The organism is Streptomyces sp. NPDC030245, assembly GCF_055572995.1.
The window spans coordinates 252,074-269,785 of record NZ_JBVICF010000004.1 but is presented as its reverse complement, the minus strand read 5'-3'; the positions used below and the strand labels follow the sequence as shown (position 1 = coordinate 269,785).

General features: G+C 73.3%; 15 protein-coding genes. 8 read left to right on the top strand and 7 right to left on the bottom strand.

Annotated features, from left to right (window positions below; genetic code table 11):
* Position 1: 1 nt before the first annotated feature.
* On the bottom strand, positions 2-1,144 hold the full coding sequence (locus tag ACZ4Z4_RS13250; RefSeq protein ID WP_468326392.1) for an acyl-CoA dehydrogenase family protein: 1,143 nt from the start codon (positions 1,142-1,144) through the stop codon (positions 2-4).
* A 160-nt stretch (positions 1,145-1,304) separates the two neighbouring features.
* On the opposite strand from ACZ4Z4_RS13250, the gene ACZ4Z4_RS13245 reads away from it, so the two are divergent.
* Positions 1,305-2,936 (top strand): class I adenylate-forming enzyme family protein, encoded by a 1,632-nt coding sequence (locus ACZ4Z4_RS13245; protein ID WP_468326390.1) that lies wholly within the window; start codon positions 1,305-1,307, stop codon positions 2,934-2,936.
* A gap of 54 nt (positions 2,937-2,990) precedes the next feature.
* Here the strand turns inward: ACZ4Z4_RS13245 and ACZ4Z4_RS13240 are convergent, their stop codons facing one another.
* Positions 2,991-3,503: an EF-hand domain-containing protein gene (locus ACZ4Z4_RS13240; protein WP_468326388.1), complete on the bottom strand. Its 513-nt coding sequence runs from the start codon at positions 3,501-3,503 to the stop codon at positions 2,991-2,993.
* 174 nt (positions 3,504-3,677) lie between these two features.
* Here ACZ4Z4_RS13240 and ACZ4Z4_RS13235 point away from each other — a divergent pair, with 174 nt between their 5' ends.
* Positions 3,678-4,139, top strand: a complete 462-nt coding sequence (locus ACZ4Z4_RS13235) for a hypothetical protein (RefSeq protein ID WP_468326387.1) — start codon at positions 3,678-3,680, stop codon at positions 4,137-4,139.
* Between the two features lie 31 nt (positions 4,140-4,170).
* On the opposite strand, the gene ACZ4Z4_RS13230 is transcribed toward ACZ4Z4_RS13235, so the two are convergent.
* On the bottom strand, positions 4,171-4,545 hold the full coding sequence (locus tag ACZ4Z4_RS13230; RefSeq protein WP_468326385.1) for an STAS domain-containing protein: 375 nt from the start codon (positions 4,543-4,545) through the stop codon (positions 4,171-4,173).
* A gap of 288 nt (positions 4,546-4,833) precedes the next feature.
* Between ACZ4Z4_RS13230 and ACZ4Z4_RS13225 the strand changes: the two genes are divergently transcribed.
* On the top strand, positions 4,834-5,430 hold the full coding sequence (locus ACZ4Z4_RS13225; RefSeq protein ID WP_468326383.1) for a sigma-70 family RNA polymerase sigma factor: 597 nt from the start codon (positions 4,834-4,836) through the stop codon (positions 5,428-5,430).
* The gene (locus tag ACZ4Z4_RS13220; protein ID WP_468326381.1) at positions 5,427-6,740 is read left to right on the top strand and encodes a zf-HC2 domain-containing protein; all 1,314 of its coding nucleotides are present in this window, start codon (positions 5,427-5,429) and stop codon (positions 6,738-6,740) included. Before ACZ4Z4_RS13225 ends, ACZ4Z4_RS13220 begins: the two co-directional genes overlap by 4 nt.
* Positions 6,741-6,756: 16 nt before the next feature.
* Here the strand turns inward: ACZ4Z4_RS13220 and purU are convergent, their stop codons facing one another.
* On the bottom strand, positions 6,757-7,638 hold the full coding sequence (purU, locus tag ACZ4Z4_RS13215; RefSeq protein WP_468326380.1) for a formyltetrahydrofolate deformylase: 882 nt from the start codon (positions 7,636-7,638) through the stop codon (positions 6,757-6,759).
* A gap of 103 nt (positions 7,639-7,741) precedes the next feature.
* On the bottom strand, positions 7,742-8,242 hold the full coding sequence (locus ACZ4Z4_RS13210) for an SCO4402 family protein (protein WP_468326378.1): 501 nt from the start codon (positions 8,240-8,242) through the stop codon (positions 7,742-7,744).
* 118 nt (positions 8,243-8,360) lie between these two features.
* On the opposite strand from ACZ4Z4_RS13210, the gene ACZ4Z4_RS13205 reads away from it, so the two are divergent.
* The gene (locus ACZ4Z4_RS13205; RefSeq protein ID WP_468326376.1) at positions 8,361-9,635 is read left to right on the top strand and encodes an ABC transporter substrate-binding protein; all 1,275 of its coding nucleotides are present in this window, start codon (positions 8,361-8,363) and stop codon (positions 9,633-9,635) included.
* Positions 9,636-9,666: 31 nt separating this feature from the next.
* Here ACZ4Z4_RS13205 and ACZ4Z4_RS13200 read toward each other — a convergent pair whose 3' ends face one another.
* Positions 9,667-12,312 carry a DNA polymerase III subunit gamma/tau domain-containing protein gene (locus tag ACZ4Z4_RS13200; RefSeq protein WP_468326375.1) on the bottom strand — a complete coding sequence of 882 codons (2,646 nt, stop codon included), beginning with the start codon at positions 12,310-12,312 and terminating at the stop codon, positions 9,667-9,669.
* Between the two features lie 158 nt (positions 12,313-12,470).
* Positions 12,471-13,859, bottom strand: a complete 1,389-nt coding sequence (locus ACZ4Z4_RS13195; protein WP_468326373.1) for a transcriptional regulator — start codon at positions 13,857-13,859, stop codon at positions 12,471-12,473.
* Between the two features lie 396 nt (positions 13,860-14,255).
* Between ACZ4Z4_RS13195 and ACZ4Z4_RS13190 the strand changes: the two genes are divergently transcribed.
* The 3 genes from ACZ4Z4_RS13190 to ACZ4Z4_RS13180 all read left to right on the top strand — a co-directional run bounded on the left by ACZ4Z4_RS13190 (position 14,256) and on the right by ACZ4Z4_RS13180 (position 17,401).
* Positions 14,256-14,915, top strand: coding sequence for a bifunctional DNA primase/polymerase (locus ACZ4Z4_RS13190; RefSeq protein ID WP_468326372.1), 660 nt, complete (start codon positions 14,256-14,258; stop codon positions 14,913-14,915).
* Between the two features lie 105 nt (positions 14,916-15,020).
* On the top strand, positions 15,021-15,797 hold the full coding sequence (locus ACZ4Z4_RS13185; RefSeq protein WP_468326873.1) for an ABC transporter ATP-binding protein: 777 nt from the start codon (positions 15,021-15,023) through the stop codon (positions 15,795-15,797).
* Positions 15,794-17,401: a transporter gene (locus ACZ4Z4_RS13180; RefSeq protein ID WP_468326370.1), complete on the top strand. Its 1,608-nt coding sequence runs from the start codon at positions 15,794-15,796 to the stop codon at positions 17,399-17,401. The genes ACZ4Z4_RS13185 and ACZ4Z4_RS13180 overlap by 4 nt, the downstream gene beginning before the upstream one ends.
* The last annotated feature ends 311 nt before the right edge of the window (positions 17,402-17,712 follow it).

The window sequence follows — 17,712 nt, the reverse complement described above, 5'->3', positions numbered from 1 at the left end:
CTCACCGCCCCTTCGGGAGGCCGAGGATCCGCTCGGCCACGATGTTCTGCTGGATCTGCGAGGTCCCCGCGGCGATCGTGTACGAGAGCGAGGAGAGCCGGTCGAGGGTCCACTCGTGCCGCAGGTCGAGGGCGCCGGGGCCGAGGACGTCGGCAGCGGCGTCGTACAGCTCCTGGCGCGCGTGCGAGTAGCGCAGCTTGAAGACGGAGCCGCCGACGCCGGGCACCCCTCCGGTGCGCTGCGCCTCGCTCACGTTCCACTGGGTGAGCCGCCACAGCGCGGAGAACTCGGCGCTCAGCCTGCCGAGCCTGCGCCGCAGCACCGGATCGTCCCAGCGGCCGTTGGAGCGGGCCTCGCGGGCCAGCTCGCCGAGGACGCGCCGGCAGGCCACCACCTCCCCGACGAAGGCGGTGCCTCGCTCGTACGAGAGGGTCACCATCGTCACGCGCCAGCCGTCGTTCTCGTCCCCGACGCGGTTCGCCACCGGCACCCGCACCTCGTCGAGGAACATCTCGGCGAACTCGGTCGAGCCCGCCAGGGTCCGCAGCGGCCGGACCGTGATCCCGGGGGCGTCCATCGGCATCGCGAGCCAGGTGATGCCCCGGTGCTTGGGCACGGCCTCACTGACCGGAGTGGTGCGCACCAGGAGCTCGCACCAGTCGGCCACCTCGGCGTGGGAGGTCCAGATCTTGGACCCGCTCACTACGTAGTGGTCGCCGTCGCGCCACGCGCGCGTGCGGAGCGACGCGAGGTCGGATCCGGCGTCGGGTTCGCTGAACCCCTGGCACCACACCTCGTCGCCGCGCAGGACGGGCGGCAGCCACCGCTCGCGCTGTGCGGGTGTGCCTTCGGAGGCGATGGTGGGGCCCGCGTGCAGCAGGCCCACGAAATTGGCGCCCACATAGGGGGCGCCCGCCTTCTCCGTCTCCTCCAGGAAGATGAGCCGCTGTGTCGGTGAGGCGTCCCAGTGGACCCCTCCGTAGCCCGCGTCGTGGAGCATGCGCTGCCATGCGGTGTCGTAGGCGCGGCGGCCCGGCCAGTCCTGCGGTGAGGGCTTCGCGGGGAGTCCGGGCAGCACCGTGGCGAGCCATTCGCGCAGCCCGGCGCGGAAGGCTTCCTCCTCGTCGGTGTACGTGAGGTCCATGCGGCTCCTACGCGTCCGGCGGGCTAACTGACGGATCGTCAGATAGCGTCTGACCGCAGGCTAGCCCCGCACCCCTGGACCGACAAGGCGCCGGGGCTTACGCTCTCGGCACGATCTGACTGACCGTCAGCTCGGCTGCTGCGGGACGGGAGGGGATCACATGGGGGCCTCGGGGAACGACACCGCGTACGGACTGCCGGAGCACGACACCGCGTACGAATCTCCGGAAGGGGAGACCGCGTACGAACTGGGCGCCTCCCGGACTCTCTGGGAGCTGATCGCGCGCCGCGCCGCCCTCACCCCCGACAGGCCCGTCCTCATCCAGGCCGCGGCCGATCCCGCGGACGACCGCACGCTGACCTTCGGCGAGCTGCGGGACCGCGCCGAGCGCGTCGCCGCGGGTCTGTACGAGATGGGGGTGCGGCCCGGCACGGTCGTCGCCTGGCAGCTGCCGACCCGCATCGAGACGGCCCTGCTGTCCTTCGCGCTCGCCCGCCTCGGCGCGGTCCAGTCGCCGGTCATCCCCTTCCACCGGGACCGCGAAGTCGGCTTCGCGCTGCGGGAGTCCAAGGCGGAGTTCTTCGCCGTGCCGGGGGTCTGGCGCGGTCACGGCCACCTGGAGATGGCGTACCGGCTCGGCGCGGGCCGTGACTTCGAGGTGTTCGAGGCGTACGCGTCGCTGCCCGACGCCGACCCGGCCGTCCTGCCCCCGCCGCCCTCCGAAGGCACGTCGGTGCGCTGGATCTACTGGACCTCGGGCACCACGTCCGACCCCAAGGGCGTGCTGCACACGGACCGGTCCCTGATCGCGGGCGGCTCGTGCCTGGCCCACGCGCTGCGGCTGCGGGCGTCGGACGTCGGCTCGATGGCGTTCCCCTTCGCGCACATCGCGGGCCCCGACTACACCGTGATGCTGCTGCTCTACGGATTCCCCGCGGTGATGTTCGAGCACTTCGCGCTGCCCGCCTCGCTCGACGGCTACCGGCGGCACGGCGTGACCGTGGCGGGCGGGTCGACGGCCTTCTACTCGATGTTCCTCGCCGAGCAGCGCCAACTCCCGGAGGGGCGGAAGGTCATCCCCAGCCTGCGCCTCCTCGCGGGCGGCGGAGCGCCCAAACCGCCGGAGATCTATTACTCCGTCGTACGGGAAATGGGCTGCCAGCTCACGCACGGCTACGGCATGACCGAGGTGCCGATGATCACCATGGGCGCCCCCGACGACACCGCGGAGAACCTCGCGACGACGGAGGGGCTGCCTCCGGAGGGCATGGAGATCCGCATCACGGACGCGGACGGAAACGAACTGCCGCCCGGCACGGACGGCGAGGTGCGGCTGCGCGGCGAGGCCGTCTGCCAGGGCTATGTGGACCCGGAGCAGAGCGCCGACGTCTTCGACGCCGACGGGTTCCTGATCACCGGGGACCTCGGCCACCTCAGGAAGACGGGCCATCTGGTCCTCACCGGCCGCGCGAAGGACATCATCATCCGCAAGGGGGAGAACATCTCCGCCAAGGAGATCGAGGATCTGCTCCATCAGCACCCGGCCGTGGGCGAGGCCGCGGTCGTCGGGCTGCCCGACCCGGAGCGCGGCGAACGGGTCTGCGCGGTGGTGGAACAGCGCGCGGGGACCGGCGTGCTGACGCTGGAGGCGGTCACCGCGTACCTGCGCGGGGAAGGCCTCTCCCCCTACAAGCTGCCGGAACAGCTGGAGGTGGTCGAGGCGCTTCCCCGCAACGAGACGCTGCGCAAGGTGCTCAAGTACAAGCTGCGGGAGCGCTTCTCCCGCGTCTGACTCCTACGCGGACGCCTGGGGCGCGTGCTCCTGCCTGGCGGCCACGCGCGCGTGCTACTCGGGCACCGTGAAGTACTGGGCGAAGGCCTTCACGATCTCGTCCTCCGAGACCCGGCCGTCGCGGTCCGCGTCGAGTGCCGCGGCGACCCCCTCGGCGACGTCCTCGGGCACGCCGAGCGCCTTGAGCGCGCGCTTGGCCTCCACGGGCGTCACCGCGGCGTCCGCGTCACCGTCGGCGACGTCGATCGCCGCGTGCAGGAACGGGCGGGCGATCTCGGCGAACCGGCCCGGGTTGTCCCGCAGCCGCTTCACCGCGCCGCCCACGAACTCGTCGCGGGTGATCCGCTGGTCGCCGTCGCGGTCCGCGATCCCGGCCATGCCCTGCCAGAACGCCTCGGCTCCGACGTAGAGGGCCTGCCCCTTCTCGGACCGCGCCGTCGCGTCGAACTCCGCGCACAGGGCCGCCGCCGCCGTACTGAAGTCCTCACGGGAGATGTAGCCGTTGCCGTCCTGGTCGAAGGTGGCGAACCGGGCCGCGATCCTACGCTCGTACTCGGCACTGTCCATGATCTTCGGGCCGCCTCACTTCCGCGGTTGGGTACTTGCTCGGGGTGGTTCTCCCCGGCTGCGAGCGTACGTGGTCGACGGCCGCCCGGAGGCGGGAAAGCGACGCTTGTGTCAAGACCGCCGGAATTCCGGGACACGGGTGTGCCACAGGTGGGATGTGCTGCACTGTCCTGCGTGGAAGCGGTAGCGGCGAGTGTCATAGCGGTGCTTGGAACCCTGCTGGGTGCGGGGCTGACCCACTCGTTCCAGCGGAGGGCGATCGAACGGACGGAGCGGTTCACGCGCGGCGAGAGGCTGCGGCAGGAACGGATCGACGCGTACTGCGCGTACGCGGGAGCGCTGGTCAACTACCGGCGGATCCTGGTCGACCGCTGGTTCAGCAGGGCGGAGAACCGGCACGAGGAGAGCGAGGAGTCCCGCTTCCGCTCGTACGAGATGCGCTCGGAGGCCCAGGAGGCGCTGTTCCGCGTGCAGTTGCTCACCAGCAACGACGAACTCGTCCGGCTCGCCTGGGAGACCCTCGACCACGTCGCCGAGGTGCACAGGGCCGACGACCGCGACGAGCTGGCCGAGCGGCGCCGCGTCTCGCGGGACGCCATCAACTCCTTCGTGGCGCAGGCCAAGCGGCATGTGTAGCGGCCGGGGCCCGGCCTGGGCGGAGACTCTTCTAGGCGGAGAGCGGCGTCGCGCCGTCGTCCAGGGCCGCCGGTACGTCCGGGAAGACCTCGAAGAGCCTGCGGACGCCGAGCGCCGCGAGGACCCGGTTGACGTGCGAGCCGTCCTCGGCGCCCTGGGCGGGCAGTATCAGCCGCAGCCTGCCCTGGAAGGAGCGGATCAGCCGGCGTGTGGCGATCAGCACACCGACGCCGCTGGAGTCACAGAACAGCACTTCGGAGAGGTCGAGCACGATACGGCGGCGGCCGTCGGCCACGGCGTCGTGCACGCGCTGGCGCAGCACGGGCGAGGTCAGCAGGTCCATTTCGCCGGAGACGCACAGCACGGCCCAGCCTGCCTGCTCGCTCACCGTCACCTTGAGCGTCACGCGCCACGCCTCTCGCTCGCCCTCGCCTGCCCCGCCGTCGCGGAGTGATGATCCGGAAGCAGCCCTTACGTTTCGTTCAGCTTCGGCTGCCCCATCGCAGCCTCCATGAAACACCAGCAGGCCACCGGCAATATCATCCGGCCTCCGCCAAGGTGCGGGCTTTGCCGCAATCGAGAGTGTGCTGTCAGCGGCGCCGACTACATTCGAGAGAGAGGGACAGCACCATGAGCGGGGAACTCGAAGTACCGTTCGAGTAGGCAGCACAGGGCAAGCGCACGAGGGGGCCGCATGCCGAAGGACGCGCCGCAGCGCTGGGACCGCCGCATGCAGCAGCGCCTCGCGCACGGCGAAGCCGCCGCGCTGGGAGAACTCTACGACCGCTTCGCCTCACTCGTGCACGGCCTCGCACACCGCGTCCTCGGCGACGTGAGCGCCGCCGACCGCGTCACCCGCGAGGTCTTCGGACACGTCTGGGAGAACCCCGACGCGTACGACCCGCGCCAGGGCCCCCTGCGCTCCTGGATCGCCACGCTCGCCCACCAGCAGGCCGTGCGCAGGCTCCGCCAGACCGAGTCCGCCGCCCTCGCCCGCAGCGGCGAGGGCACCACCGAGGACCTGGAGCGCAAGGTCCGCCGCGCGTCGGCCGCGGCCCGCGCGGACTACATCGTGACGGCCATGCCCACCCCGCTCCGGGCCGCCCTGGAGCTCGCCTACTTCCAGCGGCGCGACTACCGCCAGACGGCGGCCGACCTCGGCGTCACCGAGGACGAGGCCCGCCGCAGGCTCCGCCTCGGTCTCCAGCTCCTCGCCACGGCCAACGACACCCCCGCTCCCGCCGCCGGCCTGCCCCACGACACCTCGCCCGGCCCCGGAGCCGCGCTGTGACCGGCGCCGACCGCCCCGAACCGCTCGACGGCCCCGACGGCACGGGACCCGACCGCCCCGACGGCACCGCGCCGCGCATACCGACGCCGCGCGCCTCCCCGGAGGACACCGGGCAGCCCCTGCCCGACCCGCCCGACCCGCCGCCGGCGCCCGCGCCCCTCGTCCTGGAGCACCACGTCCTGAAGTCCCTGCTCGGCGCCTGGGCGCTCGCCGCCTGCTCCGCGGAGGAGGCCACCGCCGTCGAGGAGCACCTGGGCGGCTGCGGCCCCTGCGCGGAAGAGGCGCTGCGGCTGCGGGACGCGGTCGGCCTGCTCCACCCCGAGGAGAGCCTCGACCTCGACCCGGGCCTGCGCACCCGCGTCCTGGAGAGCTGCCTCGGCCGCCGCCCGCCCCGCATCCCGGTGCCCGAGTGGGCCCTGCCGTACGACGCGGAGACCGCCCGCCTCGACGCCCTCCTCCAGGACATCGGCGACGCGGAGTGGCACGCCCCCGTGCGGCTCCGCTGGTTCGAGGAGGACGGCCCGGCCAGCAGGAAGACCACCGTGGCCGGGGTCATCGCGCATCTCCTCGCGGTCGACGGCATGGTCGGGCTCGCCCTCGGCCTCGACGACCCGCTCGGGCCGGAGGCCGGGGTCCCACTGGACCCGGCCCACCGCACCGAGGCGTACTGGCGCGCTTCGCACTTCCCGCCCACGCGCGTGGTGCGCACCCCGTGGCGCGAGCAGACGCACGAGCTGATCCGCACGGTGTCGTTCGCGGGCGGCGGCTCGGGCCGGCTTCCCGTGCCGTACGGGACGGTGGCCGCCCCGGGCAGCGGCGCCGGGCCCGGACCGCGGCAGACCGTCGAGCTGCCGCTGCGCGACTCGATGGTCGACCGCGCCTTCGAGTGCTGGATCCACGCGGGCGACATCGCCGACGCCGTCGACTATCCGTACACGCCGCCCGCGCCCCGGCACCTCCACCACATGATCGACCTCGCGGCCCGGATGCTCCCCGGCACGCTCGCCGAGCGCCGCCGCTCCGGGCTCGCCACGCCGCCCCGGCGGCTGGTCGCGGCGGGCGCGCCGGGCCGCAGCCTGCGCCTGGAGATCGAGGGGCTCGGCGGCGGCGAGTGGCTCATCCCGCTCGACTCCCCCGCGGCGGCCGCGTCGCGGGAGCACGAGGTGGCCCATGTGGCGCTGGACGGCGTCGAGTTCTGCCGGCTCGCGGCGGGCCACGTCTCGCCGGAGGAGGCGGCCGCGGGCCAGGACGGCGACCGCGAGGCGATCCGCGACGTACTCTTCGCGGCGGCCTCGCTGAGCCGGATGTGAGCCCCTGGCAAGGGTTTCAGGCGAAGACCACCGTGCGGCGGCCGTTCAGGAGGATCCTGCGCTCCGCGTGCCACTTCACGGCCCGCGCCAGCGCCTGGCACTCCACGTCACGGCCGACCGCGACCAGCTGGTCGGGGGTGACGTCGTGGCCGACGCGCTCGACCTCCTGCTCGATGATCGGCCCCTCGTCGAGGTCGGCCGTCACATAGTGCGCGGTCGCGCCGATCAGCTTCACACCGCGCGCGTGCGCCTGGTGGTAGGGCCTCGCGCCCTTGAAGCTCGGCAGGAAGGAGTGGTGGATGTTGATGATCCGCCCGCTGAGCTCCTTGCACAGGTCGTCCGAGAGGACCTGCATGTAGCGGGCGAGGACGACCAGTTCCACGCTCTCCGCGCGGACGATCTCCAGGAGCCGCGCCTCGGCCTGCGGCTTGGTGTCCTTGGTCACCGGGATGTGGTGGAAGGGGACGCCGTACGAGGCGACGAGCTCGGAGAAGTCCGTGTGGTTGGAGACGACCGCGGCGATCTCCACCGGCAGCGCGCCGATCCGGGAGCGGAACAGCAGGTCGTTCAGGCAGTGGCCGAACTTGGACACGAGCAGGACCACCCGCATCTTGTCCTCGGCGCGGTGGATCTGCCAGTCCATGTGGAAGGAGTCGCCGATCGCGGCGAAGCTCGCCCGCAGCTTGTCGACGGTCACCGGGGCCTCGGCCGAGAAGTGCACGCGCATGAAGAACAGTCCGGTGTCGTGGTCGCCGAACTGCTGGCTGTCCTCGATGTTGCAGCCGGTCATGAAGAGATAGCTCGACACGGCGTGCACGATGCCCTGCTTGTCGGGGCAGGAGAGGGTGAGGACGTACTGCTCAGCGGGGGCGGCGGGCGCGGTGGACTGCTCGTTCATGCGGCCAAGGTTCCCACAGCGGGGACCGCGGACGGCAATCGTCCCGCGGGTCGGACCGTGTCGCCGTGGGAGCGCGGCCGGGAACGCGCCGGCGGACGTCCCGTCAGGCGGACCGCGTCATGATCCGCAGCACTTCGAGCGTCTGCGGCGGTACGTCGGGGTCGTCCCCGTCGCCCGCCGCGAGCCGGACGTGCGCGTCACGCGCGGCACGGACCGCCTCGGGCCAGCCGGGGTGCTCCAGATAGACGGAGACCAGCGCGTCCGGCCCCACCTCGTGCATGATCCGCAGGACCCGCAGCACGGCCGTGTCGACGAGGGCCGCCTCCTGCGGGTCGCGGAAGATCGTGCCCACGTACTTCTCAGCGGACCAGTTGTCCAGCCAGGTGTCCTCGACCAGCCGGTACACGGCGTCGGTCACGTCCCCGTACTCCTCGCGCCCCGCGAGCCAGCACTCCCGCTGGAACGCCGGGTCGGAGAGCATGTGCAGCGCCGAGCGCACGTTGCTGCGCCAGCGCCACCACGGCATGTCGTTGGTCGGCATGCCACCCATGGTGCTGGAGCGACGGCCGCGACGGGAAGACTTCTCCGAACCTTGCACGGTCATGGATCGTACGTTCCCACGCCGCGCACGCGAACCGGACCCCGCCCGTTCACCTTCATGTCACTGTCCGTTGAGAACGCGTCACTCCAAGGTTGGCCACGTCACGGAATCGTGCAGGGACATGACCGGCTGGCGACGCACCTTCCTCCCCCGCCCCTCCCGAACCGCAGCGCTCTCGGCGGCCGCAGTGGCGGCGTGCACGTCCCTGATAACCGGTTGCGGGGTCATTCCCGGAACCACGGGGGGTTCCGGGAATGACCCCATCACCGTCATGACGTGGGCGCCCGAGAAGACCAAGGCCACCAACAAGCCCGGCGTCCCCGCCATGGCGCAGGCCTACGCCCGCTGGGTCAACGCCCACGGCGGCCTCGGCGGCCGCGAGCTCAAGGTCCTCACCTGCAACGACCACAACGACCCCGTCGGCGCCGCGGAGTGCGCGCGCGAGGCCGTCGAGAACGACGTGGTGGCGGTCGTCGGCGCGTACAGCCAGCACGGCCGCTCCTTCCTCGGCCCGCTGGAGGTCGCCGGCATCCCCTACATCGGCGGCTACGGCATCACCGACGACGAGTTCAGCAGCCCGCTCTCCTACCCGGTCAACGGCGGCGAACCGGCCCTCCTCGCGGGCAACGGCCGGCAGCTCGCCGCCCGCTGCGCACGCGTCTCCCTCGTCCGCCCCGACACGCTCGCCGGCGACGAGCTGCCCAAGCTCCTCAACCAGGGCCTCGCCGACGGCCACCACAAGCCCGTCTCGGACATCCGCGCCCCCGAGGACGGCACCGACCTGACTCCGCAGGCCGAACGCGCCCTGAAGGATGCGGGCTCCTCCGACGGCTGCGTCACGGCCGCGCTCGGGGCGCGCACCGACACCTTCTACGACTCGTTCCGGCGCACCAAGGACGACTATCCGCCGGTACGGATCTCGTCGGTCCTCGGCAGCGTCGACCAGTCCCTCATCGACCGCACCGGCGGCGCGAACGGCCCCTACGAAGGGGCGTACGTCACCGGCTGGTACCCGGCGGCGGGCGACGCCAGGTGGGACCGGATGCGGGACGTCATCCGCGAGCAGGCGTTCGGCGACAACCGGGTCGACCCGGCGGACGCGGGCGTCCAGACGACGTGGATCGCGTACACCGTCCTGAAGCACGCCGTCGAGTCGCTCGACGGCGGCGAGGTGTCGTCCCGCACGCTGCGCCGCGCCCTCGACGGCGGCCTGCGGGTCGGGACGGGCGGCCTCACGCCGCCGCTGAGCTGGCGCTTCGAGGACCTGCTCGCCGCGAGCGAGTACCCGCGCCTGATCAACTCGGGCGTCACGTTCCAGGTGGTGCGGGACGGGCGGCTGGTCCCGGCCCGCGAGGGCTTCGTGAACGTGGAGAAGACGCTGGAGCAGACGACGTAGTACGCACTGCGTACGGACAGGCCCCGGCCCGTCAGAGCTGCGTCTTGGTGCGCTCCGTCAGACCGTACTTCCGCGCGATCGCGTTCCAGTGGTTGGCGGCCTGCTCCTTGGCCGTCGTCGCCGCACCGCTCTGCCGGTTGCCCGCCGCGGTGTGCGAGGTGTTGCGGGCGTGGCCCTTGCGGCAGCCCTTCTTGCCCGCCACCTGGTCCGCCCACGCGGCGTAGTGGTTGTCCGCCGCGGCGGACGCCTTCCACGCCCTGTTGAGGGAGGCGGTCAGCTGGTCGTTGGCCGGGAGCTTGTCGACCTTCAGGGCGGCGAGTCGGGTGACGAGCCCGTTCCGCTGCCGGGCCGCGTCGCGCAGGTCCTTCGCCGACTGGCTGAGGTCCTGGCACTTTCCTACGTTGCGTACGGCGGCGATGACCGTGTCACGGCTGTTGTTGCTGTCGGCGAGCAGCTTGTCCAGGGCGACGGCCTGGTCCTTGGCGGGGTCGGCGGTGGGCGAGGGCCGCTCGTCGGGTTCGGCGGAGGCGGAAACGGGCTTGCCGTCCCCCTTCTCCTCGTCGTCCCCGCCACCGGAGCTGAGCAGCGCGCCCGCTCCGACGCCGAGCAGGGCGATGCCGACTCCGACGGCGGCGATCAGCGGCACCTTCGATCCGGTGCGGTTGCGGCGGCCGCCACCGCCGCCGTGCCCGCCGGGCACGCCGGGCGCGGGTGCGGGGCCGGGCGGGGGTCCCTGCGCCTCGACGCGGGGCATCTGCTGGGTGGAGGCGGGGCCTTCCGCCTCGGAGTCGGTACGGAAGAGACTGTCGAACTCGGCGGGCGGCTGCCGGTCGCCGGGGGCGCCGGGCCGGATGCCGTACGGGGCGGCGGTCGGCTCGGGCGGCGCGCTGTCGGCCGGTACCGGCGCGATGAGCTGCGTGGGATCACTGTCGGACGCGGCCGCCGGGGTGCGGCCGAGGAACTGCGTGGCATCGGCGGCGGGAGCCTCGGGCGGCAGGGCACCGGGGCCCACCGGGGGTATGTACTGGGTGGCGCCGTCGTCGGACACCGGGGGTATGTACTGCGTGGCGCCCTCGTCGGCCACGGGGGCCATGTACTGCGTCGCCTCGCTGTCGGAGGGCGCGGAGGGCGCTCCCGGGGCGGCGACGGGCGGCAACGGCATGCTCTGTGCGGCGGGGGTGGCGGGGGGCAGCGGCTGAGCGCCCTGAGGCGCGGCGTGCGCACGGTGGCCGCGCCGCGGCGCGGCCTCTTGGCCCTCCTGCCCGGACTGCGGCGGCGCGGCGTGCGCGCCGTGTCTCGGCAGCGCGGGCTGCCCCGGGGCGGCGTGGGCACCGCGCGTCTGCGGCGCGGAGTGGGCGCCCTGCGCCTGTGGCGGTGCGGCGTGGGCGCCTTGCGCCGCCTGCGCCCCGTGTGCGCCCTGTCCGGGCTGCTGCCCGTATTGTCCCGCCGGAGCGGGGTGACCGGACTGCGGGCCTCCGGTTCCACCGTGCGCGGCACCGGACCCTGGCTGCGGGGAGCCGTAACCGGGCTGGGGAGCACTCTGACCCGAGGGCGGGTAGCCGTAACCCGGTTGCGGGGCGCTCTGGTTCGTCGGCTGGGCGCCGGGGGCGGGCTGCGCGGCACCGGACCCCGGCTGCGGGTACCCGTAACCGGGCTGCGGGGCGCTCTGACCCGACGGCGGATAGCCGTAGCCCGGCTGCGAGGCGCTCTGGTTCGCCGACCGGGCGCCGGATGCCGGCTGCGCGGCACCGGACCCCGATTGCGGGTACCCGTACCCGGGCTGCGGAGCGCTCTGGCCAGCTGGCGGGTAGCCGTAACCGGGCTGCGAGGCACTCTGGCCCGACGGCTGGGCGCCGGGGGCGGGCTGCGCGGCACCGGGCCCCGGCTGCGGGTACCCGTAACCGGGCTGCGGGGCGCTCTGACCCGAAGGCGGATAGCCGTAGCCCGGCTGCGAGGTCTCGGGCCCAGGCTGATGGGGACCCTGCCCCGGCTGCTGTGCGACGGGGCCGGGCGCGGCACCCGGCCCCGTCGACGGAGTCCCGTGACCCATCTGCTGGGGGCCTCCGCCCTGCCGCGAAGCTCCCTGGCCCGCGTGCTGGGCGCCGTAGCCCGCCGGTGCGGTGCCGGGTCCCTGCTGCGCGGCGCCCGGCTGCCCAGCGCCCTGGCCCGCGTATTGGGCACCGTAACCGGCCTGCGAGGCGCCGGGGCCCTGCTGCGGCATGGCCTGTCCCGCGCCGGGGCCCGGCTGCGGGTAGCCGTATCCCTGCGGAGTGCCCGGTGCCGGCTGCTGCGCCTGCGGGTAGCCGTAACCGGGCTGCGGAGCGGCCGGCCCCGGCTGCGGGTACCCATATCCCGGCTGCGGAGCGGCCGGGCCCGCCTGCGGGTAGCCATACCCCGGCTGCGGCTGCGGGGTGCCATAGGGCTGCTGCCGGTCTCCGTGCGATGGGTCGTACGCGGGGGCCGGGCCGTTCTCCGGGGGGAGGGGCTGGGCGGGCGGGGTGGGGGTGTCGGGGCCCCAGGAGTGGTTCCAGGGGGTGCCGCCCGCCGGGGCGCTGTGGGGGGCCGCGGTGGCGGGGAACAGCGGCTCGCCGCCGTCCGCGGGCAGCACGACGCCCTCGTGGGCGGGCCGCTGCTGCGGATCGGAAGAAGCAGCGCCCTGACCGCTCTGCTGCGTCACCGGGACTCCTACACCTGGGGGGACCTACGGAACCGTCGGGTCACGCTACCGGGTCGCCACATCCCTCTGCCACGCAGCTCAGAACGCCGCCCTCCGCTCGCCGTCGCCTGTAACAAAACCTCCCGCCCCGGCGCTGTTCAGGGGTGCGTCGCGCCGGATCACGCCGCCTGGATGTCGACGCGCGCCCCGAACTCCCGCACCACCGGCTCCTCCCGGTAGGGCTCCAGACGCTCCTGGAAGTCCTCCAGATACTCCGCGCCGCGGTTGGACCGCAGCGTGCCGAGGAGTTCGACGGCCTTCAGGCCCGTGTGGCAGGCCTGTTCCACCTCGCGCCGCTGCACCTGCGCCGTGGCCAGGAGCACGAGGCCGATCGCCCGGCGGCGTGCCCGCGTCTCGGGGTGCCCGTCCAGGGACTCCTGGGCGCTGCGCGCCGCCGCGTCGGCCTGGCCCAGGTCCCGGTGACAATGCGCCATTTCATCGGCCAGATACGCGTGGTCGAAGTGGCGGATCCAGACCGGGTCGTCGCCCGAGTCGGCCGTGCCGGACGCGCGGTCCATCGCCTCGGCCGCCCGCCCCGCCACGACCTGCGTGGCCCGCGCGTCGCCGAGCAGCGCGTGCCCGCGCGCCTCGGCGGCGTAGAACATCGCCTCCGCGCGGGGCGTGACCCTGCCGCGCGTCCCCTCCTGTGCGGCCCGCGCCAACTGCGCGATCTCGCGCGGGTTTCCGAGCTGTGCGGCGAGGTGGCTCATCGACGCGGCGAGGACGTATCCGCCGTATCCGCGGTCGCCCGCCGCCTGGGCCAGGCGGAGTGCCTGGATGTAGTAGCGCTGGGCGAGGCCCGGCTGGCCGGTGTCGACGGCCATGTATCCGGCGAGCTCCGTCAAGCGGGCCACCGCGGCGAACAGTTCGCGACCTACCGCCTCCCGGTAGGAGCCCGCGAGCAGCCCGGAGACCACGGAGTTGAGGTAGTGGACGACGACCGGCCGCACATGACCGCTGCCGAACTGGTGGTCCAGCTGGGTCAGCGCCTCCGTCATCGCCTTGACTGCGGCCACGTCCGCCATGCCGACGCGCGGCCCGGCGGCCCTGCCGACCTGCGAGTCGGGCGACGAGATCAGCCAGTCGCGGCTGGGTTCGACGAGCGCGGACGCGGCCACGGACGACCCGGAGAGGAAGTCCCTGCGGCCCACGTCGCTGCGCCACAGCTCACAGACCTGCTCGATGGCGCCGAGAACGGTCGGCGAGAACTGAAGCCCCACGCCGGAGGCGAGGTTCTTGCCGTTCGCCATGCCGATCTCGTCGATGGTGACGGTGCGGCCCAGCTTGCGGCCGAGTGCCTCGGCGATGATGCCGGGCGCCCGGCCGCGCGGCTGCTGTCCGCGCAGCCAGCGGGCCACCGACGTCTTGTCGTACCGCAGGTCGAGACCGTGTTCCGCACCGCACATGTTGACCCTGCGGGCCAGTCCGGCGTTGGAGCAGCCGGCTTCCTGGATGAGCGCCTGCAGCCTTTCGTTGGGCTGTCGCGCGACGAGCGGCCTTGCGGCCATGGCGTACCCCCTGTGTGCACCGTGGACCATCGGATCGGTCGGCCGCCGTAGGCCGCCTCGCGATGATCAATGCCCTTGAGGCAAGGCGAAGATGCGCCACAAAAGAAGCAAAAGAAGGCATTAAGAACTACAAATGCCAATCTGTACGGACCTCTGTGCGGGCCTCCGGACGGACCTCTGCACGGACGTCTGTACGGGCCTCCGCGGACCTGTGGGCCCCCGGGCTTCCTCCGAGGCGTTCTCTGACTGCCCGTGACCTGGTTACCCGCACCCGGGAGCCATTGCCCATGCGCGCCCCCACCCATGCACCCATGCGCCCCAGCCGCAGGATCGATGCTCCTCCCCCGCCCTCGCGTGCGCCCGTAACCCGCGGTGGCACCGGGAGTTGAGAACTCCGTGGAAGAGACCATCGGAGTGACGTCAGCCGCGCAGATCCCGAAGCAGCGCGGAGAAGCCTTGCTGGACACGGCCGTACGGTACGCGGAGGAGCGTCACTGGGACGTGTTTCCGGGGACCTGGCTGGAGTCCGCCGAAGGGGTCGAGCGGTGCTCGTGCGGGGGCGTCCCGTGCGGTGCGCCCGGCGCACATCCCGCCCGGGAGGACTGGGCGACCCAGGCCACCGGCAGCGCGACGGTCGCCCGACGGCTCTGGCAGAAGCAGCCCAAGGCGTCGATCCTGCTCCCCACGGGCCGCACGTTCGACGCGATCGACGTGCCCGAGACCGCCGGCTTCCTCGCCCTCGCCCGCATGGAGCGCATGCAGCTCACGCTCGGCCCCGTGACCCGCTCGCCCGACCGCCGCATGCAGTTCTTCGTGCTGCCCGGCGCCACGGCCAAGGTCCCCGACCTGGTCCGCAAGCTGGGCTGGCCGCCGGCCGCCATCGACCTCGTCCCGCTCGGCGAGGGCGCCTATGTCGCCGCGCCCCCGACCCGCTTCGGCACCTCCGGCGCGGTCCAGTGGGCCTGCCGCCCCACCGCCGCCAACCGCTGGCTGCCGGACGCCGAGGAGATCATCTCCCCGCTGGCGTACGCGTGCGGCAGGGAAGCGCGCCGCTGAGCGAGCGGCCATCCCACCGACCGCCCCACCGGCCGCCCCCGGGGCCGCCTCCGACGTATCGTGCGGACCAGGGCGGAAGCGGCGGAAGCGGCGAAGGGCGGCACGGTGACCGAGGCGGCGGCGGTACGGATCCAGGGGCTCTGGAAGCGGTTCGGCGAGCAGGTCGCCGTGGCCGGCATCGATCTCGCCCTGCCCGCGGGCAAGTTCATCGGCCTGGTCGGCCCCAACGGCGCGGGCAAGACCACCACCCTCTCCATGGTCACCGGCCTCCTCAGGCCGGACCACGGCACCGTCGAGGTCGTCGGCCACGACGTGTGGCGCGACCCCGTCGAGGTCAAGGCCCGCATCGGCGTACTGCCCGAGGGGCTGCGCCTCTTCGAGCGGCTCTCGGGGCGCGAACTCCTCGCGTACACCGGACGGCTGCGCGGCCTGCCCGGCGCCGAGGTCGACAAGCGGGCCACCCAGCTCCTCGACGTACTCGACCTCGCGGGCGCCCAGCACAAACTCGTCGTCGACTACTCGACCGGCATGCGCAAGAAGACCGGCCTCGCCGCGGCCCTGCTCCACAACCCCGAAGTCCTCTTCCTCGACGAGCCGTTCGAGGGCGTCGACCCCGTCTCCGCGCAGACCATCCGCGGCGTCCTGGAGCGCTACACCGCCTCCGGCGCCACCGTCGTCTTCTCCTCCCACGTCATGGAGCTCGTCGAGTCGCTCTGCGACTGGGTCGCCGTCATGGCCGCGGGACGCATCCGCGCCCACGGCACCCTCGCTCAGGTGCGGGGCGACGCGCCCTCGCTGCAACAGGCCTTCCTCGAACTCGTCGGCGCGAACAGCCGCGACGCGAGCTCCGACCTCGACTGGCTCGGCGGCGGCCCGCGATGACCACACGGCCCGCCGCGCCCACCCCCGTCACCTCCGTACTCGTCTCCCTCAAGCTGTCCCTGCTCCGCAACGGCCTGCGCCAGTCGGCGGGCCGCCGCGCCGCCTACATCGCGTCCGTCGCCGTCTCGCTCCTCTTCGCCGCGCTCCAGCTGCTCGGCCTCGTCGCCCTGCGCGGCAACGCCCACGCCGCCACCGTCTGCGTCCTGCTCGTCGGCGTGCTCGCCCTCGGCTGGGCCGTCATGCCGCTCTTCTTCCCCAGCGGCGACGAGACGCTCGACCCGACGCGCCTGGTGATGCTGCCGCTGCGCCCCCGCCCGCTCGTCCGGGCCCTCCTGGTGGCGTCCCTCGTCGGCATCGGCCCGCTGTTCACCCTCTGCCTCGCGGCCGGCGCGACGGTCGCCCTGGCCCACGGCGCGGCGGCGGCCGCCACCGGCGTCCTCGCCACCGCCCTCGCCCTCCTCCTCTGCGTGGCGCTGGCCCGCGCGGTCGCCGCCGCCAACATCCGGCTCCTCACCAGCCGCAAGGGCCGCGACCTTGCGGTCCTCAGCGGCCTCGTCATCGCCGTCGGCGCGCAGGCCGTCAACTTCGGGGCGCAGAAGCTCGGCACGTCCGGCCTCGACACGCTCGACCCGGCGGCGGACGTCGTGCGCTGGATCCCGCCGGCCGCGGCGCTCGGCGCCGTGGACTCGGTGAGCGGCGGCGCGTACGGGACGGCGGCGGCCCAGCTCGCCCTGACCGCGGCCGCCCTCCTGGCGCTCCTCGCCCTCTGGCAGCGCAGCCTCACCCGCCTGATGACCGCACCGGACGGCTCCACGCTCGCCGCGGCGGAACCGGACAAGGGCACCTCACGCGCCTCCGGCGCCCTCGCCGCGCTGCTCCCCGCGGGCCGCACCGGCACCGTCATGGAGCGCAGCCTGCGCTATGTGTGGCGCGACCCGAAGACCAAGGCGGCCTGGGTGACGTCCCTCGCCATCGGCCTGATCGTGCCGCTCTTCAACGCCTTGCAGGGCACCGGGTCCGTCTACTTCGCGTGTTTCGCGGCGGGGATGCTCGGCATCCTCATGTACAACCAGTTCGGCCAGGACACGTCCGCGTTCTGGATGGTGGCGATGACGATCTCCTCGACGCGCGACGCGTACGTGGAGCTGCGCGGCCGGGCCCTCGCGCTGCTCCTCATCACCCTTCCGTACGCCGCGCTCGTCACCGTCCTGACCACCGCGATGCTCGGCGACTGGCCCGCGCTGGCGGAGGTCCTCGGCCTCTCCTTCGCGCTGCTCGGCGCGATGCTGGCCACGGGCGCGTGGTCCTCGGCCCGCTTCCCCTACTCGATCCCGCAGGAGGGCTACAAGAACGTCGCCCCCGGTCAGGCGGGGCTCGCCTGGATCTCCATCCTCGGCGGCATGGTCGCGGCGGCCCTGCTGTGCGCCCCCGTCCTGACCCTGGCGATCTGGCTGCACGCCTCGGGCGCGGCCGCCTGGAGCTGGGTGCTGCTGCCCCTGGGCGCGGCGTACGGCGCGGTGGTGACGGAGCTGGGGACGCGGCTCGCCGCCCCGCGGCTCGCGCGGCGCCTGCCGGAGATCCTCACGGCGGTCAGCAAGGGCTGAGAGCCTTTTGAGGGGGCCCGGGGGTGTCCGGGGACGCAGACGACCCGCGAGCCGTGGTTCCTGCCGCCGGGGCGGAGGAAGCCGGCCGGACGTACCGGCGGCTCGCGGGTCGGGTGACCGCTTGGGAATAGGGCCGGCTGCGCGCACATCACACGCGCTGGTCCGGCGCCGAATTCGAGTTGCGACGTCGGGCCGCTAGCCCGCAGTCACCTCACGCGTCCGGTTTTCATACATCTGCCGAACCACCTCCCTTCTCGTGTACGCGCCACCCTAGGAACCGTCCCGCGGGCCGCACAACCGAATTTCCGCGC

Excerpts from the sequence above, each read along its gene's own strand:
- ACZ4Z4_RS13250 (WP_468326392.1), bottom strand. The coding sequence starts at position 1,144 with ATGGACCTCACGTACACCGACGAGGAGGAAGCCTTCCGCGCCGGGCTG.
- ACZ4Z4_RS13245 (WP_468326390.1), top strand. The coding sequence starts at position 1,305 with ATGGGGGCCTCGGGGAACGACACCGCGTACGGACTGCCGGAGCACGAC.
- ACZ4Z4_RS13240 (WP_468326388.1), bottom strand. The coding sequence starts at position 3,503 with ATGGACAGTGCCGAGTACGAGCGTAGGATCGCGGCCCGGTTCGCCACC.
- ACZ4Z4_RS13225 (WP_468326383.1), top strand. The coding sequence starts at position 4,834 with ATGCCGAAGGACGCGCCGCAGCGCTGGGACCGCCGCATGCAGCAGCGC.
- purU (WP_468326380.1), bottom strand. The coding sequence starts at position 7,638 with ATGAACGAGCAGTCCACCGCGCCCGCCGCCCCCGCTGAGCAGTACGTC.
- ACZ4Z4_RS13210 (WP_468326378.1), bottom strand. The coding sequence starts at position 8,242 with ATGACCGTGCAAGGTTCGGAGAAGTCTTCCCGTCGCGGCCGTCGCTCC.
- ACZ4Z4_RS13205 (WP_468326376.1), top strand. The coding sequence starts at position 8,361 with ATGACCGGCTGGCGACGCACCTTCCTCCCCCGCCCCTCCCGAACCGCA.
- ACZ4Z4_RS13195 (WP_468326373.1), bottom strand. The coding sequence starts at position 13,859 with ATGGCCGCAAGGCCGCTCGTCGCGCGACAGCCCAACGAAAGGCTGCAG.
- ACZ4Z4_RS13180 (WP_468326370.1), top strand. The coding sequence starts at position 15,794 with ATGACCACACGGCCCGCCGCGCCCACCCCCGTCACCTCCGTACTCGTC.